The 17043-nt window shown below is 71.0% G+C and carries 14 protein-coding genes and 1 tRNA gene; 8 read left to right on the top strand and 7 right to left on the bottom strand.

The window, feature by feature from the left end; genetic code table 11:
• Positions 1-35: 35 nt before the first annotated feature.
• From arsC to QE399_RS02145, 7 genes are all read left to right on the top strand, one after another.
• A complete protein-coding gene (gene arsC, locus QE399_RS02175) occupies positions 36-389 on the top strand; it encodes an arsenate reductase (glutaredoxin) (RefSeq protein ID WP_309825718.1) in 354 nt (117 codons plus the stop codon).
• Between the two features lie 153 nt (positions 390-542).
• The gene (locus QE399_RS02170) at positions 543-2075 is read left to right on the top strand and encodes a DegQ family serine endoprotease (RefSeq protein WP_309825716.1); all 1533 of its coding nucleotides are present in this window, start codon (positions 543-545) and stop codon (positions 2073-2075) included.
• 224 nt (positions 2076-2299) lie between these two features.
• Positions 2300-2959 (top strand): response regulator transcription factor, encoded by a 660-nt coding sequence (locus QE399_RS02165; RefSeq protein ID WP_309825714.1) that lies wholly within the window; start codon positions 2300-2302, stop codon positions 2957-2959.
• Positions 2956-4383 (top strand): ATP-binding protein, encoded by a 1428-nt coding sequence (locus tag QE399_RS02160; RefSeq protein WP_309825712.1) that lies wholly within the window; start codon positions 2956-2958, stop codon positions 4381-4383. The genes QE399_RS02165 and QE399_RS02160 overlap by 4 nt, the downstream gene beginning before the upstream one ends.
• A complete protein-coding gene (locus QE399_RS02155; RefSeq protein WP_309825711.1) occupies positions 4380-5765 on the top strand; it encodes a phospholipase D-like domain-containing protein in 1386 nt (461 codons plus the stop codon). The genes QE399_RS02160 and QE399_RS02155 overlap by 4 nt, the downstream gene beginning before the upstream one ends.
• A 320-nt stretch (positions 5766-6085) precedes the next feature.
• Complete coding sequence (locus QE399_RS02150) at positions 6086-6220, top strand: hypothetical protein (protein ID WP_309825709.1); 135 nt, start codon at positions 6086-6088, stop codon at positions 6218-6220.
• Positions 6221-6368: 148 nt separating this feature from the next.
• On the top strand, positions 6369-6644 hold the full coding sequence (locus tag QE399_RS02145) for a hypothetical protein (protein WP_309825707.1): 276 nt from the start codon (positions 6369-6371) through the stop codon (positions 6642-6644).
• A 116-nt stretch (positions 6645-6760) separates the two neighbouring features.
• Here the strand turns inward: QE399_RS02145 and QE399_RS02140 are convergent.
• Positions 6761-6835 (bottom strand) — tRNA-Arg (locus QE399_RS02140).
• Positions 6836-6908: 73 nt separating this feature from the next.
• Here QE399_RS02140 and QE399_RS02135 point away from each other — a divergent pair.
• Complete coding sequence (locus QE399_RS02135; RefSeq protein WP_309825705.1) at positions 6909-7397, top strand: guanylate cyclase; 489 nt, start codon at positions 6909-6911, stop codon at positions 7395-7397.
• 132 nt (positions 7398-7529) lie between these two features.
• On the opposite strand, the gene QE399_RS02130 is transcribed toward QE399_RS02135, so the two are convergent.
• The 6 genes from QE399_RS02130 to QE399_RS02105 form a co-directional block, all read right to left on the bottom strand.
• Positions 7530-11891, bottom strand: coding sequence for a translocation/assembly module TamB domain-containing protein (locus QE399_RS02130; RefSeq protein WP_309825703.1), 4362 nt, complete (start codon positions 11889-11891; stop codon positions 7530-7532).
• A 6-nt stretch (positions 11892-11897) separates the two neighbouring features.
• Positions 11898-13787: an autotransporter assembly complex protein TamA gene (locus QE399_RS02125; protein ID WP_309825701.1), complete on the bottom strand. Its 1890-nt coding sequence runs from the start codon at positions 13785-13787 to the stop codon at positions 11898-11900.
• Between the two features lie 196 nt (positions 13788-13983).
• Complete coding sequence (locus QE399_RS02120; protein ID WP_309825700.1) at positions 13984-15171, bottom strand: vWA domain-containing protein; 1188 nt, start codon at positions 15169-15171, stop codon at positions 13984-13986.
• A gap of 43 nt (positions 15172-15214) precedes the next feature.
• A complete protein-coding gene (locus QE399_RS02115; RefSeq protein WP_309825699.1) occupies positions 15215-15814 on the bottom strand; it encodes a GNAT family N-acetyltransferase in 600 nt (199 codons plus the stop codon).
• A gap of 26 nt (positions 15815-15840) precedes the next feature.
• Entirely contained in the window at positions 15841-16074 is a 234-nt protein-coding gene (locus QE399_RS02110) for a hypothetical protein (RefSeq protein ID WP_309825698.1), read from the bottom strand.
• A gap of 109 nt (positions 16075-16183) precedes the next feature.
• A complete protein-coding gene (locus QE399_RS02105) occupies positions 16184-17038 on the bottom strand; it encodes an AAA family ATPase (RefSeq protein WP_309825697.1) in 855 nt (284 codons plus the stop codon).
• Between the last annotated feature and the right edge of the window lie 5 nt (positions 17039-17043).

Below are 17043 nucleotides of genomic sequence, written 5' to 3'. Positions count from 1 at the left end.
TTCCGCAGGCCGGCGCCGGCCCTACACTGCGCGCCATGACCGACGTGACCATCTACCACAACGCCCGCTGCAGCAACTTCCGCGGCGCCCTGGCTCTGATCCGCGAGCGCGGCATCGAGCCGCAGATCGTGGACTACATCGCCCAGCCCTTGGACGCCGCGCAGCTGCAGGCCCTGGTGGCCCGGCTGGGCGTGCCGGTGCGCGAACTGCTGCGCACCAAGGAGGCCATCTACCAGGCGCTGAACCTGGCGGACGCGCGCTGGAGCGATGCGGAGCTGATCGGCTTCGTGGCGCAGCACCCGGTACTGCTCAACCGGCCCATCGTGGTGACGCCCCGCGGCGCCCGCCTGTGCCGCCCGCCGGAGACGGTGCTGGAGCTGCTGGCCTGAGATCTTTTGGATCAAAATGGCCTGCAGCGCTTATCCATCAAGCGCAGGCAGCTATCAAATGAGGAGTGATGGGTGCAAGGTGTTGCCCTAAGCCTGTCTTAAGTGTCGGTGCCGACACTGCCGTTCATGCCACAACCCTTTGAAAGGTCTGCCATGAACAACATCCTCTCCACCCCCCGCCGTCTCACCCTGGCCCTGGTCGCCGCTGGCGCCATGGGGGCCACCGGGGCGGGCCTGGTCACCAACATGCGCTCCGGCCACGCCGCCCTGCCGGCGCCCGCGGCCACCGCAGTGGCGCCGCAGCCGGGTGCGGGCGGCGGCGTGGTCGCGCCGGACTTCGCGCAGATCACCGCCCGCAACGGCGCGGCGGTGGTGAACATCAGCGTCAGCGGCACCACCAAGACGTCGATGTCCGGCTCTGATGACGAGGACGACGACACGCCGGCCGCGCAGCAGCGCGGCGGCCGCGGCGTCGACCCGGACGACCCGTTCTACGAATTCTTCCGCCAGTTCGGCATGCCGGGCATGCCCGGCGCGCCGCGCCATCCGCGCGAGACGCCCATGCGCGGCGAGGGCTCGGGCTTCATCGTCAGCCCCGACGGCCTGATCCTCACCAACGCCCATGTGGTCAAGGGCGCCAACAGCGTGACCGTGAAGCTCACCGACCGCCGCGAGTTCCGCGCCAAGGTGCTGGGCTCCGACCCGAAGACCGACATCGCCGTGCTCAAGATCGACGCCAAGGACCTGCCCGTGGTGCAGCTGGGCAGCACCAAGAGCCTGAACGTGGGCGAATGGGTGCTGGCCATCGGCTCGCCCTTCGGCTTCGAGAACAGCGTGACGGCCGGCGTGGTCAGCGCCAAGGGCCGGGCGCTGCCGGACGACAGCTTCGTGCCCTTCATCCAGACCGACGTGGCCGTGAACCCCGGCAACTCCGGTGGCCCGCTTTTCAATGCCCGCGGCGAGGTGGTGGGCATCAACTCGCAGATCTACTCCCGCTCGGGCGGCTACCAGGGCGTGTCCTTCGCCATCCCGATCGAGGTGGCCTCCAAGGTCAAGGACCAGATCGTCGCCACCGGCAAGGCCAGCCACGCGCGTCTGGGCGTGTCGGTGCAGGAGGTGAACCAGGCGTTCGCCGACTCCTTCCAGCTCGACAAGCCCGAGGGCGCGCTGGTGGCCGGCGTGGAGCCCGGCGGGCCGGCCGACAAGGCGGGCCTCAAGTCCGGCGACGTGATCCGCAGCGTGGACGGCCAGCCCATCGTGGCCTCGGGCGATCTGCCGGCCTACGTGGGCCAGGCCGCGCCCGGCGCCCAACTGCGCATGGACGTGTGGCGCCATGGCAAGCGCGAGGAGATCGTCGCCACGCTGGGCGATGCCAGCGACAAGCCGAGCAAGACCGCCAGCGCCGACAAGGCGGTGGGCAAGGGCAAGCTGGGGCTGGCACTGCGCCCGCTGCAGCCGCAGGAGCGGCGCGAGGCCGGCGTCGAGGCCGGCCTGGTGATCGAGGACGTGCAGGGCCCTGCGCTGCAGGCCGGCGTGCAGCCCGGCGATGTGCTGCTGGCCATCAACGGCACGCCTGCGCAGGGCGTGGACCAGGTGCGCCAGGCCGTGGCCAAGGCGGGCAAGTCGGTGGCGCTGCTGATCCAGCGGGACGGCGACCGCATCTTCGTGCCCGTGCCGCTGGGCTGATAGGCTTGTGCTCCAGCGCTGAACGGGTCCCCGCGGTGCGCAGCGCACGGGGGGCGGGTTCAGCGCGGTCCTGATTCCCCCGTCCTACGCGGGTGCGCCCTGGGCTACCGCTATGCTTGGCGGCCCGGGCCCCGGCCTGCCATCCTTCCCCCGGGGCCGTTGCGCCGCACGCATTGCGCTGTGCCGCGCAACGGCCCTGACCGTTGTTTGCTGCCGTCCCTGCCATGCGATTGCTGCTTGTTGAAGACGACACCATGATCGGAGAGGCCGTGCACGATCTGCTGCGGGCCGAACACTACGCCGTGGACTGGGCGCGCGATGGCGCCATGGCGGACACGGCCCTGCGCACCCAGCCGTACGACGTCGTCCTGCTCGACCTGGGCCTGCCCGGGCGCGACGGCCTGTCGGTGCTGCGCGACCTGCGCGCCCGCAAGGACCGCACGCCGGTGCTCATCGCCACCGCGCGCGACGCCGTGGCCCAGCGCGTGGAAGGCCTGGACGCCGGCGCCGACGACTATTTGCTCAAGCCCTACGACATGGACGAGCTGCTGGCCCGCATCCGCGCGCTCACGCGCCGCGCCGCCGGGCGGGCCGAGCCCGCCTACGAGCACCGCGGCGTGGTCATCCAGCCCGCCACGCGCGAGGTGAGCGTGAACGGCCAGACGGTAGTGCTGTCGGCGCGCGAATGGGCCGTGCTGGAGCCGCTGCTGGCGCGCCCGGGCCGGGTGCTTTCGCGCCAGCAGCTGGAGGAAAAGCTCTACGGCTGGAACGACGAGATCAGCAGCAACGCGGTGGAGGTCTACATCCACGGCCTGCGCAAGAAGCTGGGCGCCGACCTGGTGCTGAACGTGCGCGGCGTGGGCTACATGGTGCCCAAGGCATGACGGCGGACGCTGCGCGCCAGACCGCCGCCCGCGTGCGCCGCGCCGTGCGGCCGTGGCTGCCGCATTCGCTGCGCACGCGGCTGCTGATCTTCCTGCTGGCCGCCGTGGTGCTGGCGGGGGCGGTGCAGGGCGCGCTGGCCTATCGCGGTGCGCTGGCCGAGGCGGATGCGCTGTTCGACTACCACATGGAGCAGACGGCGCTGGCCCTGCGCTCGGGCCTGCCGGTGGACGCGCGCGGCCTGGGCACGGGCCTGCCGGCCGAGGACGAGAACCACGAATTCATCGTGCAGGTGTGGACCAACGAAGGCCTGCGCATCTTCGAATCCGCCGTGGGCGCGGCGCTGCCGCAGATCGCCGTGCTGGGCTTCACCGACGTGCGCGCGCGCGGCGCCACCTACCGCGTGTTCTCGCTGCAGAGCCGATCGCAGGTCATCCAGGTGGCGCAGAACATGGCCGTGCGGCGCGAGATGGCGGGCCAGCTGGCCCTGCGCACGCTGGCACCGCTGGCCATCATGGCGCCGCTGCTGGCACTGGCCGTATGGTGGGTGGTGAGCGGCTCGCTCGCGCCCGTGGAGCGCGTGCGCCGGCAGGTGGCGCAGCGCCAGGCCGACGATCTGTCGCCGGTGGATGGCGGCGCTCTGCCGGACGAGGTGCGGCCGCTGGTGGACGAGCTGAACCTGCTGCTGGCCCGCGTCCAGCGCGCGTTCGAGGCGCAGCAGCACTTCGTGGCCGATGCCGCGCACGAACTGCGCTCGCCGCTGGCGGCGCTCAAGCTGCAGGTGCAGGGCCTGCAGCGCGCGGGCGACGGGCCGGCGCGCGACGTGGCTGCAGCGCGCCTGGCCGCGGGCATCGACCGCGCCACGCGGCTGGTGGAGCAGCTGCTGGCCCTGGCCCGGCAGGAGGCGCGCGTGGCCGCCGGCGCACCGGCGCAGTCCGTTCCGCTGGCCGACCTGGCCCGCCAGTCCGTGGCCGATGCGGCGCCGGCCGCGCAGGAGCGCGGGATCGACCTGGGCCTGAGCCAGGCGGACGGGGTGTCCGTGTCGGGCCATGCGGATGCGCTGCGCATCCTGCTGCGCAACCTGGTGGACAACGCCGTCAAGTACACGCCGGACGGGGGCGTGGTCGATGTCGCCGTGCAGGCGGCTGCCGCTGCGGATGGCGGGACGCGCGGCGGTGTGGCCGAATTGGTGGTCGAAGACAGCGGCCCGGGCATCGCTGCGGAGGAGCGCGAGCGGGTGCTGGCGCGCTTCCACCGCGCCGCGCAGGTGCATGCGGACGGCACGCCCATCGCCGGCAGCGGCCTGGGGCTGTCCATCGTGCAGAGCATCGCGCGCATGCACGGCGCGACGCTGGAGTTAGGGGTGTCCGAGCGGCTGGGCGGCCTGCGCGCGGCGGTGCGCTTTCCCGCGCAAGGCGGTGCATGACCTGGCTGGCCGTGCTCTCCGGCCTGGGCCACGCGGTCTTCGTGGCCGTGGGTCTGCTGATCTATGTGATGGGCACGCGCATCGGCCACCAGCGGCGGCATCCTTCGGCGGCGCTCGCGTGGGTGGTGGCCATCGTCGCGTTCCCCTATGTCGCCGTGCCGCTCTTCCTGCTGTTCGGCACGCGCAAGTTCGTCAGGCCCCTGCGCCACCGGCGCGATGCCGTGCCCGCCGCGCAGGAGGCTGGCCCGGCCTGGGCCACCCAGCTGCTGGCGTGCATGGAGCTGGCGCCCGCCGTGCGCAACCATGCCATCGAACTGCACGAGGACGGCGCCCAGGCCTTGCGTGGGCTGATGCACACCATCGAGACGGCCGAGCGCAGCCTGGATGTGTGTACCTTCGTCTTCGCCCATGACGACATCGGTGCGCGCGTCTCCCGGGCGCTGCTGCGTGCCGTGGAGCGGGGCGTGGCGGTGCGCCTGCTGGTCGACGCGGTGGGCAGCCTGCACACGCCGCCGGGCATGCTGCGCCAGCTGCGGCGCAGCGGCGTGCAGGTGCAGCGCTTCATGCCCATGCTGCACAACCCGATGCGCGGGCGCACCAACCTGCGCAACCACCGCAAGCTGGTGGTGGCCGATGGCCTCAGGCTGTGGAGCGGCGGGCGCAACCTCGCCTGCGAATACTTCATGGACCGCCCGGGCCGGCCGGCCTGGATCGACCTGAGCTACGAGATCGAGGGCCCGATCGCCGCGCAGGCCGGTGCGCAGTTCAGTGCGGACTGGGCGGCCGCCAGCGGCCGTGCGCCGCGCGCCGTGCTGCCGCCCGAACCGGCGGCAGCCCCGGACGACGGACCCTGGGCGCAGTGGCTCCCCAGCGGCCCGGACCATGCGGACGACACCGTGCACACGCTGCTGCTGGCGGGCGCGTACCACGCGCGCCAGCGCATCGTGGCCGTCACGCCCTACTTCGTGCCCGACGACGCGCTGCTCGACGCCTGGTGCCTGGCCTGCCGGCGGGGCGTGCAGGTCACCCTGCTGGTGCCGCTGCGCTCCAACCACCGCCTGGCCGACTGGGCGCGCGAGCGGGCACTGCGCGAGCTGGCCGCCGCCGGCGCGCAGGTGTGGCTGGCCCCGGGCATGGTGCACGCCAAGGCGGTGCTGGTGGATGACGACCTGGCCCTGTCGGGCTCGCTCAACCTGGATGCGCGCAGCCTGTTCCTCAACTACGAGGCCATGGCGGTGTTCTATTCCGGGCCCGAGCTGCAATGGCTGTCGCGCTGGTGCGCACGGCAGATCGCGCTGGCGCTGCCCTATCGCCCGCGCCGGCCGTCGTGGACGCGCGACGTCGCCGAGGGCGTGGTGCGCGCAGTAGGCTTTCAGCTGTAGGCCGTTCCGCGGTACGGCCCTGCCGGTGCCTGTGCGGCCCCGGCCCGAGGGGGCTGCCGCTGGGTTTGCCAGGGCAGTGCCGCTGTGATGTCGGGGCGGGGGGGGGACACCGGGCGTCTTGCTCCAGCCCGCAGGCCGCAAACCCGGTGCGCGGCGCTTGGCAAGCGCGCCGCAGGGCGTCTGCCGACGCCGAAAGCGCCGTGGGGCGCGGGTCTCCCATGGATGGGTTCCGGCCCGGCGACCGGCGCTTGTCCGACGCGCTGCCTGCGGCGGGGCGCCTATCGTACGGGCTCACTGTCCCCCCTTGGAAAGAGACTGCCATGAACCCCTCGAAAAACACCTCCGGCGCCGTGCCGACCTCGTCCGGCCGCAACGGCTACGCCAACCACCGCATGCTGTGGATTGGCGGCATCGTGGCCGCCTTCCTGGCCGTGGCCATCTTCTTCCCCTGGTAAGGCGTTGGCAGTACCGCTGCCCGGTACTGCATTCGCTTCCTAAGCCAGTTAGTAGCTTGGTGCAGGACGCGATGCGTACTTGTCCGACAGCGCGGCCTGCGGCGCAACGGTAACTTCATGGTTCAAAAGAGCTCGGAGCGTAACCATCATGAACACGTCACAGTACTCTGCCGACATCCGTTCCGGCATGGAAAGCACGGATCCCGAACTGGGCCATGGCGACCTGCGCGTTTTCTGGATCGCCGCCCTGGTGGCCATCCTGGCGGTCTCGGCCGTCGTCTTCTTCAAGATGAACCAGCCCACGTGGCGGCCCGCCACCGTGGCACAGACCAGCATCGCCGCGCCACAGGCGGTAACGGGTGGAGCGCAATCGGCCCCCTCGTTGAACGGCCAGGCCTCGCAGGGCGCCGTGGTGCGCCAGTAGGAACGTGGCACCGGCCGCCGCCCCGTGATGGGGTCGCGGGCCAAGCGCCCAGCAAAAAGCCCGCAGGAGCGGGCTTTTTCATGTCTGCGCGGGCCAAGAAGGAGGCCGCGCCAGGGTGGTCCCCTCAGCAGGAATCGAACCTGCATCTAGCGCTTAGGAGGCACTCGTTCTATCCATTGAACTATGAGGAGAGCCAGCGATTGTAAGGTGCCGGCTTTGTCCGACTTACGCCCGGTTGCAAACTGGTTCTACACTGGGCAGCTTATGTACGCCCCCCGCGACCTCACCCCCCGCCAGCTGCGCGCCTCCTTGGCCGAACAAGGCCTCGAAGCCGGCCTGGCCGCGCTTAACGCGGCTGTGCCCCACCGCTACACCGGTGTCTACCGGCTGCGGGGCGACGCGCTGCACAACGTCTTTCTGGTCGACAAGGAAGAGGCTGTGCGGCCCGACGAATTGGCGGTGGTGCAGCTGGAAGACAGCTTCTGCCAGTTCGTCCTGCGCGACGGCTGCTTCCTCACCAGCGACACGGCCCGCGAGCCGCTGCTCGACGGACACCGCTACCAGGGCGTGGTGCTGTCCTACCACGGGGTTCCCGTGGCGGACAACGCCGGCGGGCTGTTCGGCACCCTGTGCCACTTCGACATGGTCGGGCGCGAGTTGCCGGCCGGGCAGTTCGAGCTGTTGGAAGCGGCGGGCAAGATGCTCTTTCCCTACGTGCGCCACCTGCGCGCCGAGGCCCACCCGGCGGCCTGAAAAGACAGGCACTGCGAAGCGCCAGCCGCCTTTGCACCATGCCCTGATTTGCTATTGTTTGAATAGCTGCTTGCGCAGTGTGGACGGTCGCTGGAGGCCGAAAAGGCTTCAGATTCCGGCACCCGCGCGATGTCAGTCGTAGCGCAGGGTGTAGATCAGGTCCACCGCGCTCTGCACCCCGGTCTGGCCCCGCAGTGTGAGGCGCTGCGACAGGTCGTAGAAGATGTAGATGGTGCCCAGCGCGCCCGACAGGCTGCGCTCGTAGGTCAGGTACAGGTCCTTGGACAGCCGCTTGCCGAACGTGAGCGCCGCGGCGCTGGCGTCCTCGCCGCTGCCCGGTCCGCGGAAGCCGATCTCGTCCAGCCCCACGCGCCGCGCGAAGTTGCCCGCGCCGCTGTCGCCGTTGCCGCCCAGCAGCGCCAGCGCGGCCTGTTGCAGCAGCGCCGCTTCGGCCCCGCCCGCGGCGGCACTGCGGCCCAGCACCACCCACGAGAGCTTCTCTGCATCCGGCAGGTCGGGGTCGGAATAAAGCGCCACGCGCGGCGCCTTGGCCGACCCGGAAACCTGCACGCCTGCGCGCACGCTGATGTTGGGGCGGATGGCCAGCACGTCCAGCGCCGGGTTGTCGTACGGTCCGTTGAAGCGGAGCAGGCCGGTCTCCACGTTCAGCGACTGGCCCCAGGCCCGGTAGCGGCCTTCCACGGTGCGCACCTCGCCGGTCACGCGCGGCGGGCCGCCGGCCACGCTGGCGCCGCGCAGCTCCAGCTCGCCGGTCAGGCGGGTCGTGATGCCGTAGCCCTGCAGCGCGAAGTCGTCGCCCAGATTGAGGGTGACGGCGATGTCCGGCGGCTTGGCGGCTTCCACCCGGCCGGCGGCCTGGGCGGCCTGCTGGGTTTTTTGCGCGGCCTCTCGGTCCTTGGCGGCCGAGCGCACCACCACGTCGGAGCCCAGCGTGGGCGCTCCGGCCTCGGGGAGGATGATGGTGGCGCGGTCGGTGGTGAGCTTGCCGCGCAGCGTGAACTGGCCGCCCTGCAGGCGCGCCTGCAGGTTGCCCGATACGCTGACCTGCCGGTCGGCGCGCACCAGCACCTGCAGGGCGCGCGCTTCGGCGTTGAAATCCATGGCGATGCCGGAAGAAGAGCCGCCCGCCTGGCCGGCCCCGGCCCAAGACACCTGGCCGGTGCCCGTGAGCGTGCCGCCGCTGTGCGGCGCGGCCGTGCGGTTGCCGCTGAAGCCGGCGATGCGGGCCCGGCTGCCCTGGCCGCCGTTGACGCGGAACTCGGTGATCTCCAGCCGGTCGCCCTGCAACGTGGCGCGCAGGCGGCCGTCGCGCAGGTCCACGCCGTCCAGCAGCGAGCGCACGGCCATCTGGTCGGCGCCCAGCGTGCCGCTCCAGCGGGGCGCGGTGCGGGTGCCCGACAGCGCCACGTCGGCCTGCAACGTGCCCTTGACGCGCCAGCCCGGCGGCGCCAGGGCCGACCAGACGCCGACATCCGGCAGCTGCGCGCGGGCGGTGGCCGCCAGCGGCGCGTCGGCCGGCCACCGCCAGCCGCCGTCGGCGCGGGCCAGGCGGGTGCTGCCTTCGGCCTGCACGCGGCCGGCGCGCTCGCTGTCCCACAGCACGCGGGCGCGCACGGCATCGCCCTCGGCCTCGATCTGCACCTCGGCCTGGCGCACGCCGGCGGGCGTGCCCGGGGTGCTGGCCGCTGCCTTGGGCGCGCCTTCCGCGGCGCCCTGGCCGCTGCTTTGCACGACCGTGGTGGGCGGCAGTTCGCCGGCCAGCACGCGCAGGTCGCCATCCACACGGCGCAGGCTGGCGCGGGCGCGCAGCGTGTCGCCGGCATCGACGTCCCACTGGCCGTCCAGGATCAGGTTGCCGCCCAGGCCCAGGCGCTGCAGGGCCTGCTCGCCATCGGCCATGAAGGCGTCCGCCCACGCGGTGGGCAGGCCCTGCAGCTCGCCCTGGGTGCGCAATTGCATGGCGCCCTGCGCGGTCTGTGCGTAGCGCACGGGCTGCCAGCGCAGCGTGGCCTGGCCCGGCTTGGGGCCGGCCACGGTGGCCTGGCCGGCGGAGGTTTCCACCAGCAGCGACGGCGCCAGGCGCGCGGTGAGGCTGAGCGGCTGCGTGAGCTGCACCGTCCACGGGCCGGGTCGCTGGTCCAGCAGGGCCAGCAGCTTGAGCGTGTCGATCTGCGCGCGCCATTGGCCCGGAGCGGTGCTGCCCGCCGTGGCGCGGGCCTGCAGCGTGGCGCGCTGGCCGCCCTGGCGCACTTCGCCGTCCCAGGCCAGGGTGGCCTGGGCCACGGAGCCGGCGAGTTCCGCGCGCACGTCGCGCAGCTCGATGGTCATCGGGCCCGTGGCGCCGCCCGGGCGCGGAGGCAGATCGGCCTGCAGGCGCTGTGTGCTCAGGCGGGCCTGCAGGTCGAACCGGCCGGCAGGCCCCGTGGCTGCAGGCGCTGGCCCGGCCAGCAGGCCGGCGGCGTGCAGCTGGCGCTGCAGGTCTTGCCAGCCGCCGTTCCAGCGGGTCTGCAGCTGGGCATTGCCCTGCAGCGTGATGCCCTTCAGCGCCGACTGCAGGCCAGGCAGGGATTCGATCCAACGCTGTACACGCTGTGCATCGGCCAGGCGCAGGTCCAGCGAGCCGTTGCCCGCGCGGGCCGCCATCTGGCCGTCCACCTGCAGTGTGGCGCCCGGCACCGTGGCCTGCAGCTGCCCTTGGGCGGAAGGCTCGTCCAGACCGATGCGCAGCTGGCGGGCCTGCACCTCGGCCTGCAGGGCCGACAGCTGCAGCCGCGCCAGCGTGAGCTGCTCGCCGCGCCAGCTGCCGTCGGCCACCAGCCGGTCCAGCCGCAGCGCCGAGACCGTGCCTCCAGCGGACCGGCGGCCGGCGCCCGCACTGCCGATGTCGGCCGTGAAGCGCACCGCACCGTCCGCGCTGCCTTCGGCCTGGGCCTTGCCGTTCAATGGTGCGCTGTCCAGGCGGCTGTAGAGCAGATCCGGGCGCAGCGCGCGCACCGTGGCGCTGCCCTGCAGGGCCCGCGTGGCGGGCGTGAAGGCGCCCTGCAGCGCCACGCTGCCTTGGCCCACGCGCACTTGGGCCTGGGGCACCGTCCAGCGCGCGCCGTCGAAGGCGGCCTGGGCCTGCAGCTCGTCCACAGGCAGGCGCTGGCGGTCCCAGGGGCCGGGCACGGCGTTGCGCAGTTGGGCGGAGATGTCCCAGCCCTGGGCGGGCGGCGTACCCGCCGGGGCCGCGGTGGTCTGCGCAGAGGACGCGGGCGTGGAGGCAGCGGTGGCTGCCGGTGCAGGTGCCGGTGCAGGTGCAGGTGCAGGTGCAGGTGCCGGTGCCGGTGCCGGTGCCGGTGCCGGTGCCGGTGCCGGTGCCGGTGCCGGAGGGGTGGCTGTGGCCACCGTGGGCTGCGCGTTCACCTCGCCGCTCAGCTGGGTCACCGGGGCCTGCGGCCACAGGGCCGCCAGGTTGACCGATTGCAGGGCGGCGCGCGCCTGCAGCAGCGGCTGCGGCGCCCACGGCGCGATCTCCGCCTGTACATCGGCGCGCATGGGTTCCGCCGGGACCGCGGCTGCGGAGGCCTTGCGCGCTGCGGCGGCGGCTGGCCGCGAGGCCCTGTCGGCAGGGGCCTGGGGCCTGGACGCAGCCGCCGATGCGGGAGGCTGCGTCTGGGCGGCAGACAACGGTGCCGCCTCGATCTGCGCCTGCAGCTGCAGGCGGGCCGCGGCGGTAGCGAGCGTGCCCTGGAGGGTGGCGTGCGCCTTGGCTTCGATCTCGTCGCCCTCGCCGGACGGCGGCGGCGTGCGCACCAGGCCGTTCAGTGTGGCCTGCAAGGCCATGGGGGCCTGCGCGTCCAGCTGCACGCGGCCGGCGTAGCGGCCCTGCGCCCAGTCGAGGTTCTCCACCACCAGTTCGTGTTGCGTGCCGTTATAGCGGTACGTGCCGGCCAGCTGGTGAACGGCGACCGGGTTGCTGCCGGCGGCCCACACGATCTCGTCCGCGCGGAACGGCAATTCCACCTGCACGGGCAGGCGCAGTTTCTCCAGCGGCTGCGTGGGTTCGGTGCTGGTGGGTGCGTTCGCCTGCGGCGTGATCAGCACGCGGGTGGCATGCACCTCGCCCAGCTCGATCTTGCGCTGCAGCAGCGGGCCCAGGTGCCAGCCGATGCGGGCGTCCTGCACTTCCACGGCCAGGGACGGGCTGCTCCAGCGCAGCCAGCCGATGCGGCCGCCTGCGCGCAGCGATCCGCTCACGTCGCGCGTCTCCAGCGTCTGCCCCGCGGGCAGGTACATCGCCACGCGCGTCAGCGTGGCGGCCAGCGACTGGTTGCCACCGGCCCACCACCAGGCGGCGCCCAGCAGCAGGAACAGCAGCGCGAAGACGGCGGCCACGCTCCACAGCGCGATGCGCCAGCCGCGCCGGCGCCGCGGCACCGGCTGGGGGGCCACGGCGGCGGCGTACGGGTCAGGGGTGTGATGGGTCGCCATGGCCGATCAGAAGCTGAAGCCCAGGCGCAGGTGCAGGCGCACCTCCTGGCTCTTGACGCCATACGCCACGTCCGCCTGCAGCGGACCGACCGGGCTGGCCCAGCGCAGGCCGGCGCCCACGCCCACGCGGGGCTCCAGGTCGCCCGGCTTGTCGGCCACCGCGCCGGCGTCGATGAACACGGCGCTCTCGAAATCGGTGCGGTTGCCGCGCAGGGTGATGGGACGCTGCCACTCGGCGCTGGCCACCGCGAGGTAGCGCCCGCCGTACAGCGTGTCGTTGTCGGTGCGTGCACCGATCTTGCGATAGCCGTAGCCGCGCACGGTGGTGTCGCCGCCGGTGATGAACAGCAGGTTGGCCGGAATGTCCGCGCCGTCGCGGGCGAACACGGCGCCGCCTTCGGCGCGCAGCGCCACGCGGCTGCTGCGCCGGATGCCTTCGCCCATGTCCACCCGGCCGGTGGCGATGAACGATTGCCAGCGCAGCCGGGTGCGCACGAACGGATCGCGCTCGGGCCGCAGCGTGGTGCCCACGCCCACCTCGGCCGCAATGCCGTAGCCGCGCGTGGGGGCGGTGTTGTTGTTGAAGTAGCGCCCCGTCCAGCCGTAGTTGGCGCTGATGGCGGCACTGGAGGGCGGCGGATCGGTACCCTGGTTGGCCGACGTGTCGTACTGCAGGAAATAGCTGCGGTCGATGTGGTCGGTGCTCTTGTTGCGCCCGCCACGCAGCTGGGTGCTGTTGACCTCGTAGCTGCCGGTGGTCTCGCGCTGCAGCTGCGCGCCGGTGAACCAGCGCCAGCCGTTCTCGCCGGGCAGGGCCGTCCATTCGGTCGAGGCCAGCTTGTTCTTGCGGTCGACCGAGAGCTTGCTCACCGCGCGCCAGCCGATGCCCGGCAGGCGGTTGTGGATGTGGTCCAGGCTGAGGCGCGGGCCGCTGTCGGTGGAGATGCCGACCCCGAACACGGCCTTCTGCAGCGGCGCCTCGCGCACTTGGGCGATCACCGGCGCAGCCTGCGGGTCCACGCCGGCCTGCGTGTCGATGGTGAGGAACACCGCGTCGTAATAGCCGCTGCTGGCCAGGCGCTGCTGGGCGTCGAGCAACTGCGACTCGCTGTAGTCGGCGCCTTCCGGCAGGCGGGCGATGCGGCGGGCGCCGTCCGGGTCGTAGCGGGTGCTGCCCTGCACGCGCAGCGCGCCGAAGCGGTACGGCGGGCCGGGCGCGTAGGTCACGTCCAGCTTGGCCTGGTTGGCGTCGGCGTCGATCTCGGCGCGGCTGTTGGCGATGCTGGCCGTGGGGTAGCGCGTGGCCTGCAGCTGGCGCAGTCCCTGCGATTTGGCGCCGTCCCAGCCCGACTGCGTGAAGGGCTGGCCGGGCTGCAGCGACCAGTCGCGCTGGATGCGGGCCTTGCGGCGCGCGAACTCCGGCGCCTCGGCCGTATCGCCGGTGAAGCGGATGTCGGCACTGGCGACCTTGGTCTGCGGCCCGGGCTCCACGGTCACGGTGATGGTGTGCGGTGGGCGGTCTGCCTCCTGCACGTCGCGCATCTCGATGGTGATGGTGGGGCTGAAGTAGCCCAGCGTGCCGAGCAGGTCGCGCGCATTGGCGTCGGCCGCGCCCAGGAGGCGGGAGAGCTCGGTGGCCTGCAGGTCGGGCAGCTTGCGAAAGCGCTGCAGCTCCATGTGGCGGCTGAGGTGCTCGCGGATGGCGTCGGGCGCTTTCACTTCGAGCGTGAAGGCGTCCGGGCCGCTGGCCGGGCCGGCATCGGTCTGCAGGGTGCCGTCGGTTTCCGCTGTCGCAGCTTCTTCGGTGCTTTTGTCACGGGAGCCGGGGAGCAGGCTGCAACCCTGCAGGGCGAGCAGGCCGCAGAGGAGCAGCAGCGCCGGCCAGCGGGCCGGCACCCCGCGTCTGGCAAAGGGGCGCAATACGTTCAAGGCAGCGAACAGGGTAAAGAGGGCAGGGCGCGAGCGCCGGACTTCCGATGCGTCCCGGGGGGATGGCAGCGACCATCGCTGCGATCATGCCCGCGCGCGCGCACAAGGGTTGTCAGACGGGGCCGCCGATCGGGCGACTCCCGGGAGGGACCTGGCCTATTGTCTACTTGGACAGCAGCCGCATGGTCTCTTCGAGCCCCTTCAGGGACAACGGGTACATGCGCTGGCCCATGAGCTGCTGGATGATGCTGATGCTCTGGCGGTACTGCCACACGCCCTGGGGTTCGGGATTGATCCACGCGAACTTAGGGAAGGCATGCGTGAGCCGCTGCAGCCACTCGGCACCGGCTTCCTCGTTGTTGTATTCCACGCTGCCGCCGGGCTGCAGGATCTCGTAGGGGCTCATGGTCGCATCGCCCACGAAGATCAGCTTGTAGTCCTTGTTGTACTTGCGGATGATGTCCCAGGTCGGGAACTTCTCCGCGAAGCGGCGCCGGTTGTTCTTCCACATGAAGTCGTACACGCAGTTGTGGAAGTAATAGAACTCCAGGTGCTTGAATTCCGTCTTCACGGCGCTGAAGAGTTCTTCCACCCGCTGGATGTGCTCGTCCATGGTGCCGCCCACGTCCATCAGCAGCAGCACCTTCACGTTGTTGTGCCGCTCGGGCACCATCTTGATGTCGAGGTAGCCGGCATTGGCCGCCGTGCTGCGGATGGTGTCGGGCAGGTCCAGTTCCAGCTCATGCCCCTCGCGCGCGAACCTGCGCAGCCGGCGCAGCGCCACCTTGATGTTGCGCGTGCCCAGCTCCTGCTGGTCGTCGTAGTCCTTGTAGGCGCGCTGGTCCCACACCTTCACGGCGCTCTTGTTCTTGCCCGCGCCACCGATGCGCACGCCCTGCGGGTTGTAGCCGCCGTGGCCAAAGGGGCTGGTGCCGCCCGTGCCGATCCACTTGCTGCCGCCCTCGTGGCGCTCCTTCTGCTCTTCCAGGCGCTTCTTGAGCGTCTCCATCAGCTCGTCCCAGTCCATCTTGGCGATGGCGGCCTTCTGCTCGGGCGTCAGCTCGCGCTCCAGCACCTTGCGCAGCCAGTCGGCGGGCACTTCCTGGCGGAAGTCGGCCACCATCTCCACGCCCTTGAAGTAGGCGCCGAAGGCGCGGTCGAACTTGTCGAAGTGCTTCTCGTCCTTGACCAGCACGGTACGGGCGAGGTGGTAGAAGTCGTCGATGCTCCAGCCGTCGTCGGATTTCGGGCCGACCACGCCGGCCTGCAGCGCCTCGAGCAGCGTCAGGTATTCCTTCACCGACACCGGCAGCTTGGCCGCGCGCATCGTGTAGAAAAAGTCGATCAGCATGGTGGCTCCAGACGATTCGAGTCCAATAGGCCTCTAGCGCTTATTAAGTAAGCGCATGCCGCTTCAAAAGGTATAGCAGATGGGCGCGGGCCTCGGGCCACTCGCCGCTGCGCATGCTGTACATCACCGTGTCGCGGATGGTGCCGTCGCGGCGCGGCGCGTGGCCGCGCAGCACGCCGTCCTTCTTCGCGCCCAGGCGCTCGATGGCGCGTTGTGAGGCGAAGTTGTAGTTGTCGGTGCGCCAGCCCACCACGTGGCAGCCCAGCGTATCGAAGGCATGGGTCAGCAGCAACAGCTTGGCGGTGGTGTTCACGTGCGTGCGTTGCACGCGCTTGGCGTACCAGGTGTAGCCGATCTCCACGCGCTTCACGGCCGGCACGATGTCGTGGTAGCTGCTGGTGCCGATGACCTGGCCGGTGGCTTCTTCCACAACGGCAAACGCGAAGCGGTGGCCTTGGGCGCGGCCCTCCAGGGCCGTTTCGATGTAGGCGCGTGTGTCTTGGGGCTCGGGCACCGAGGTGATGCGCAGCTTCCACAGCTCGCCGTCGGCAGCTGCCGCGGCCAGGCCGGGTTCATGGGACAGAGCCAGCGGCTCCAGGCGGATGCCGCGGTCCTGCAGGGTCACGGGTTCAACGAATGCCATGGGGCGTCGGTCCTTCGGAAAACAGTTCAGGGGGTCTCGGGCTTTTTCTTGTGCGCGGCACGCCAGCGCCGGGCTCCGTGCAGGCCCAGCCCGCCGCCCAGCCCCACCAGCGCAATGCCCAGGAGGCTGGCGGCGCCGTAGCCTTCGGCAAAGATGTCGAAGCCGAGCAGGTGGCCGATCCAGTAGCCCAGCAGGGCGCCGCCCACGAAGCCCACCGCATCCGAAACGCCTTCGAGCAAGAGCCGCTGTGCATCAGCCATGGAATGTCCTTTCCGGGTGTCTTCGATTCAGCCGGTGCCGGGCGCTGCAGGCAGCCCCGTTCACCGGGCGGTGGCAGAGCCGCAGCGCAACGCGGCGGGGCTCGGAGGGTCAGCGGTTCCTCTGGTTCATGAACACCAGCTTCTCGAACAGGCTCACATCCTGTTCGTTCTTGAGCAGGGCGCCCACCAGCGGCGGGATCGCGACCTTGTTGTCGGCACTCTGCAGCGCTTGCAGCGGAATGTCCTCGGCCACCAGCAGCTTGAGCCAGTCGATCAGCTCGCTGGTGGACGGCTTCTTCTTCAGGCCGGGCAGATTGCGCACGTCGTAGAAGGTCTTCATCGCCACCGTGAGCAGCTCGCTCTTGAGGGTGGGGAAGTGCACGTCGACGATCTTCTTCATCGTCTCGGCTTCGGGGAACTTGATGTAGTGGAAGAAGCAGCGGCGCAGGAAGGCGTCCGGCAGCTCCTTCTCGTTGTTGGAGGTGATGAACACCAGCGGCCGGTGCTTGGCGCGGATCAGCTCGCGCGTCTCGTAGCAGTAGAACTCCATGCGGTCGATCTCGCGCAGCAGATCGTTCGGGAATTCGATGTCGGCCTTGTCGATCTCGTCGATCAGCAGCGCCACGGGCTGGTCGGCGGTGAAGGCCTGCCACAGCACGCCCTGCACGATGTAGTTGCGGATGTCCTTGACGCGCTCGCTGCTGTCCGCGTCGCCCAATTGGCTGTCGCGCAGCCGGCTCACGGCGTCGTATTCATACAGGCCCTGCTGCGCCTTGGTGGTGGACTTGATGTGCCACTGCAGCAGCGGCATGCCCAAGCCGGCCGCGACCTCTTCGGCCAGCATCGTCTTGCCGGTACCGGGCTCGCCTTTGACGAGCAGCGGCCGTTGCAATGTAATGGCCGCATTCACGGCCAGCATCAGGTCTTGGGTGGCGACGTAATTCTCGGAACCTTGGAATTTCATGGGCC

Source organism: Paracidovorax wautersii (assembly GCF_031453675.1).
In the GTDB taxonomy this organism is placed as follows: domain Bacteria; phylum Pseudomonadota; class Gammaproteobacteria; order Burkholderiales; family Burkholderiaceae_C; genus Paracidovorax.
This window is presented reverse-complemented; position numbering and strand designations above follow the sequence as displayed.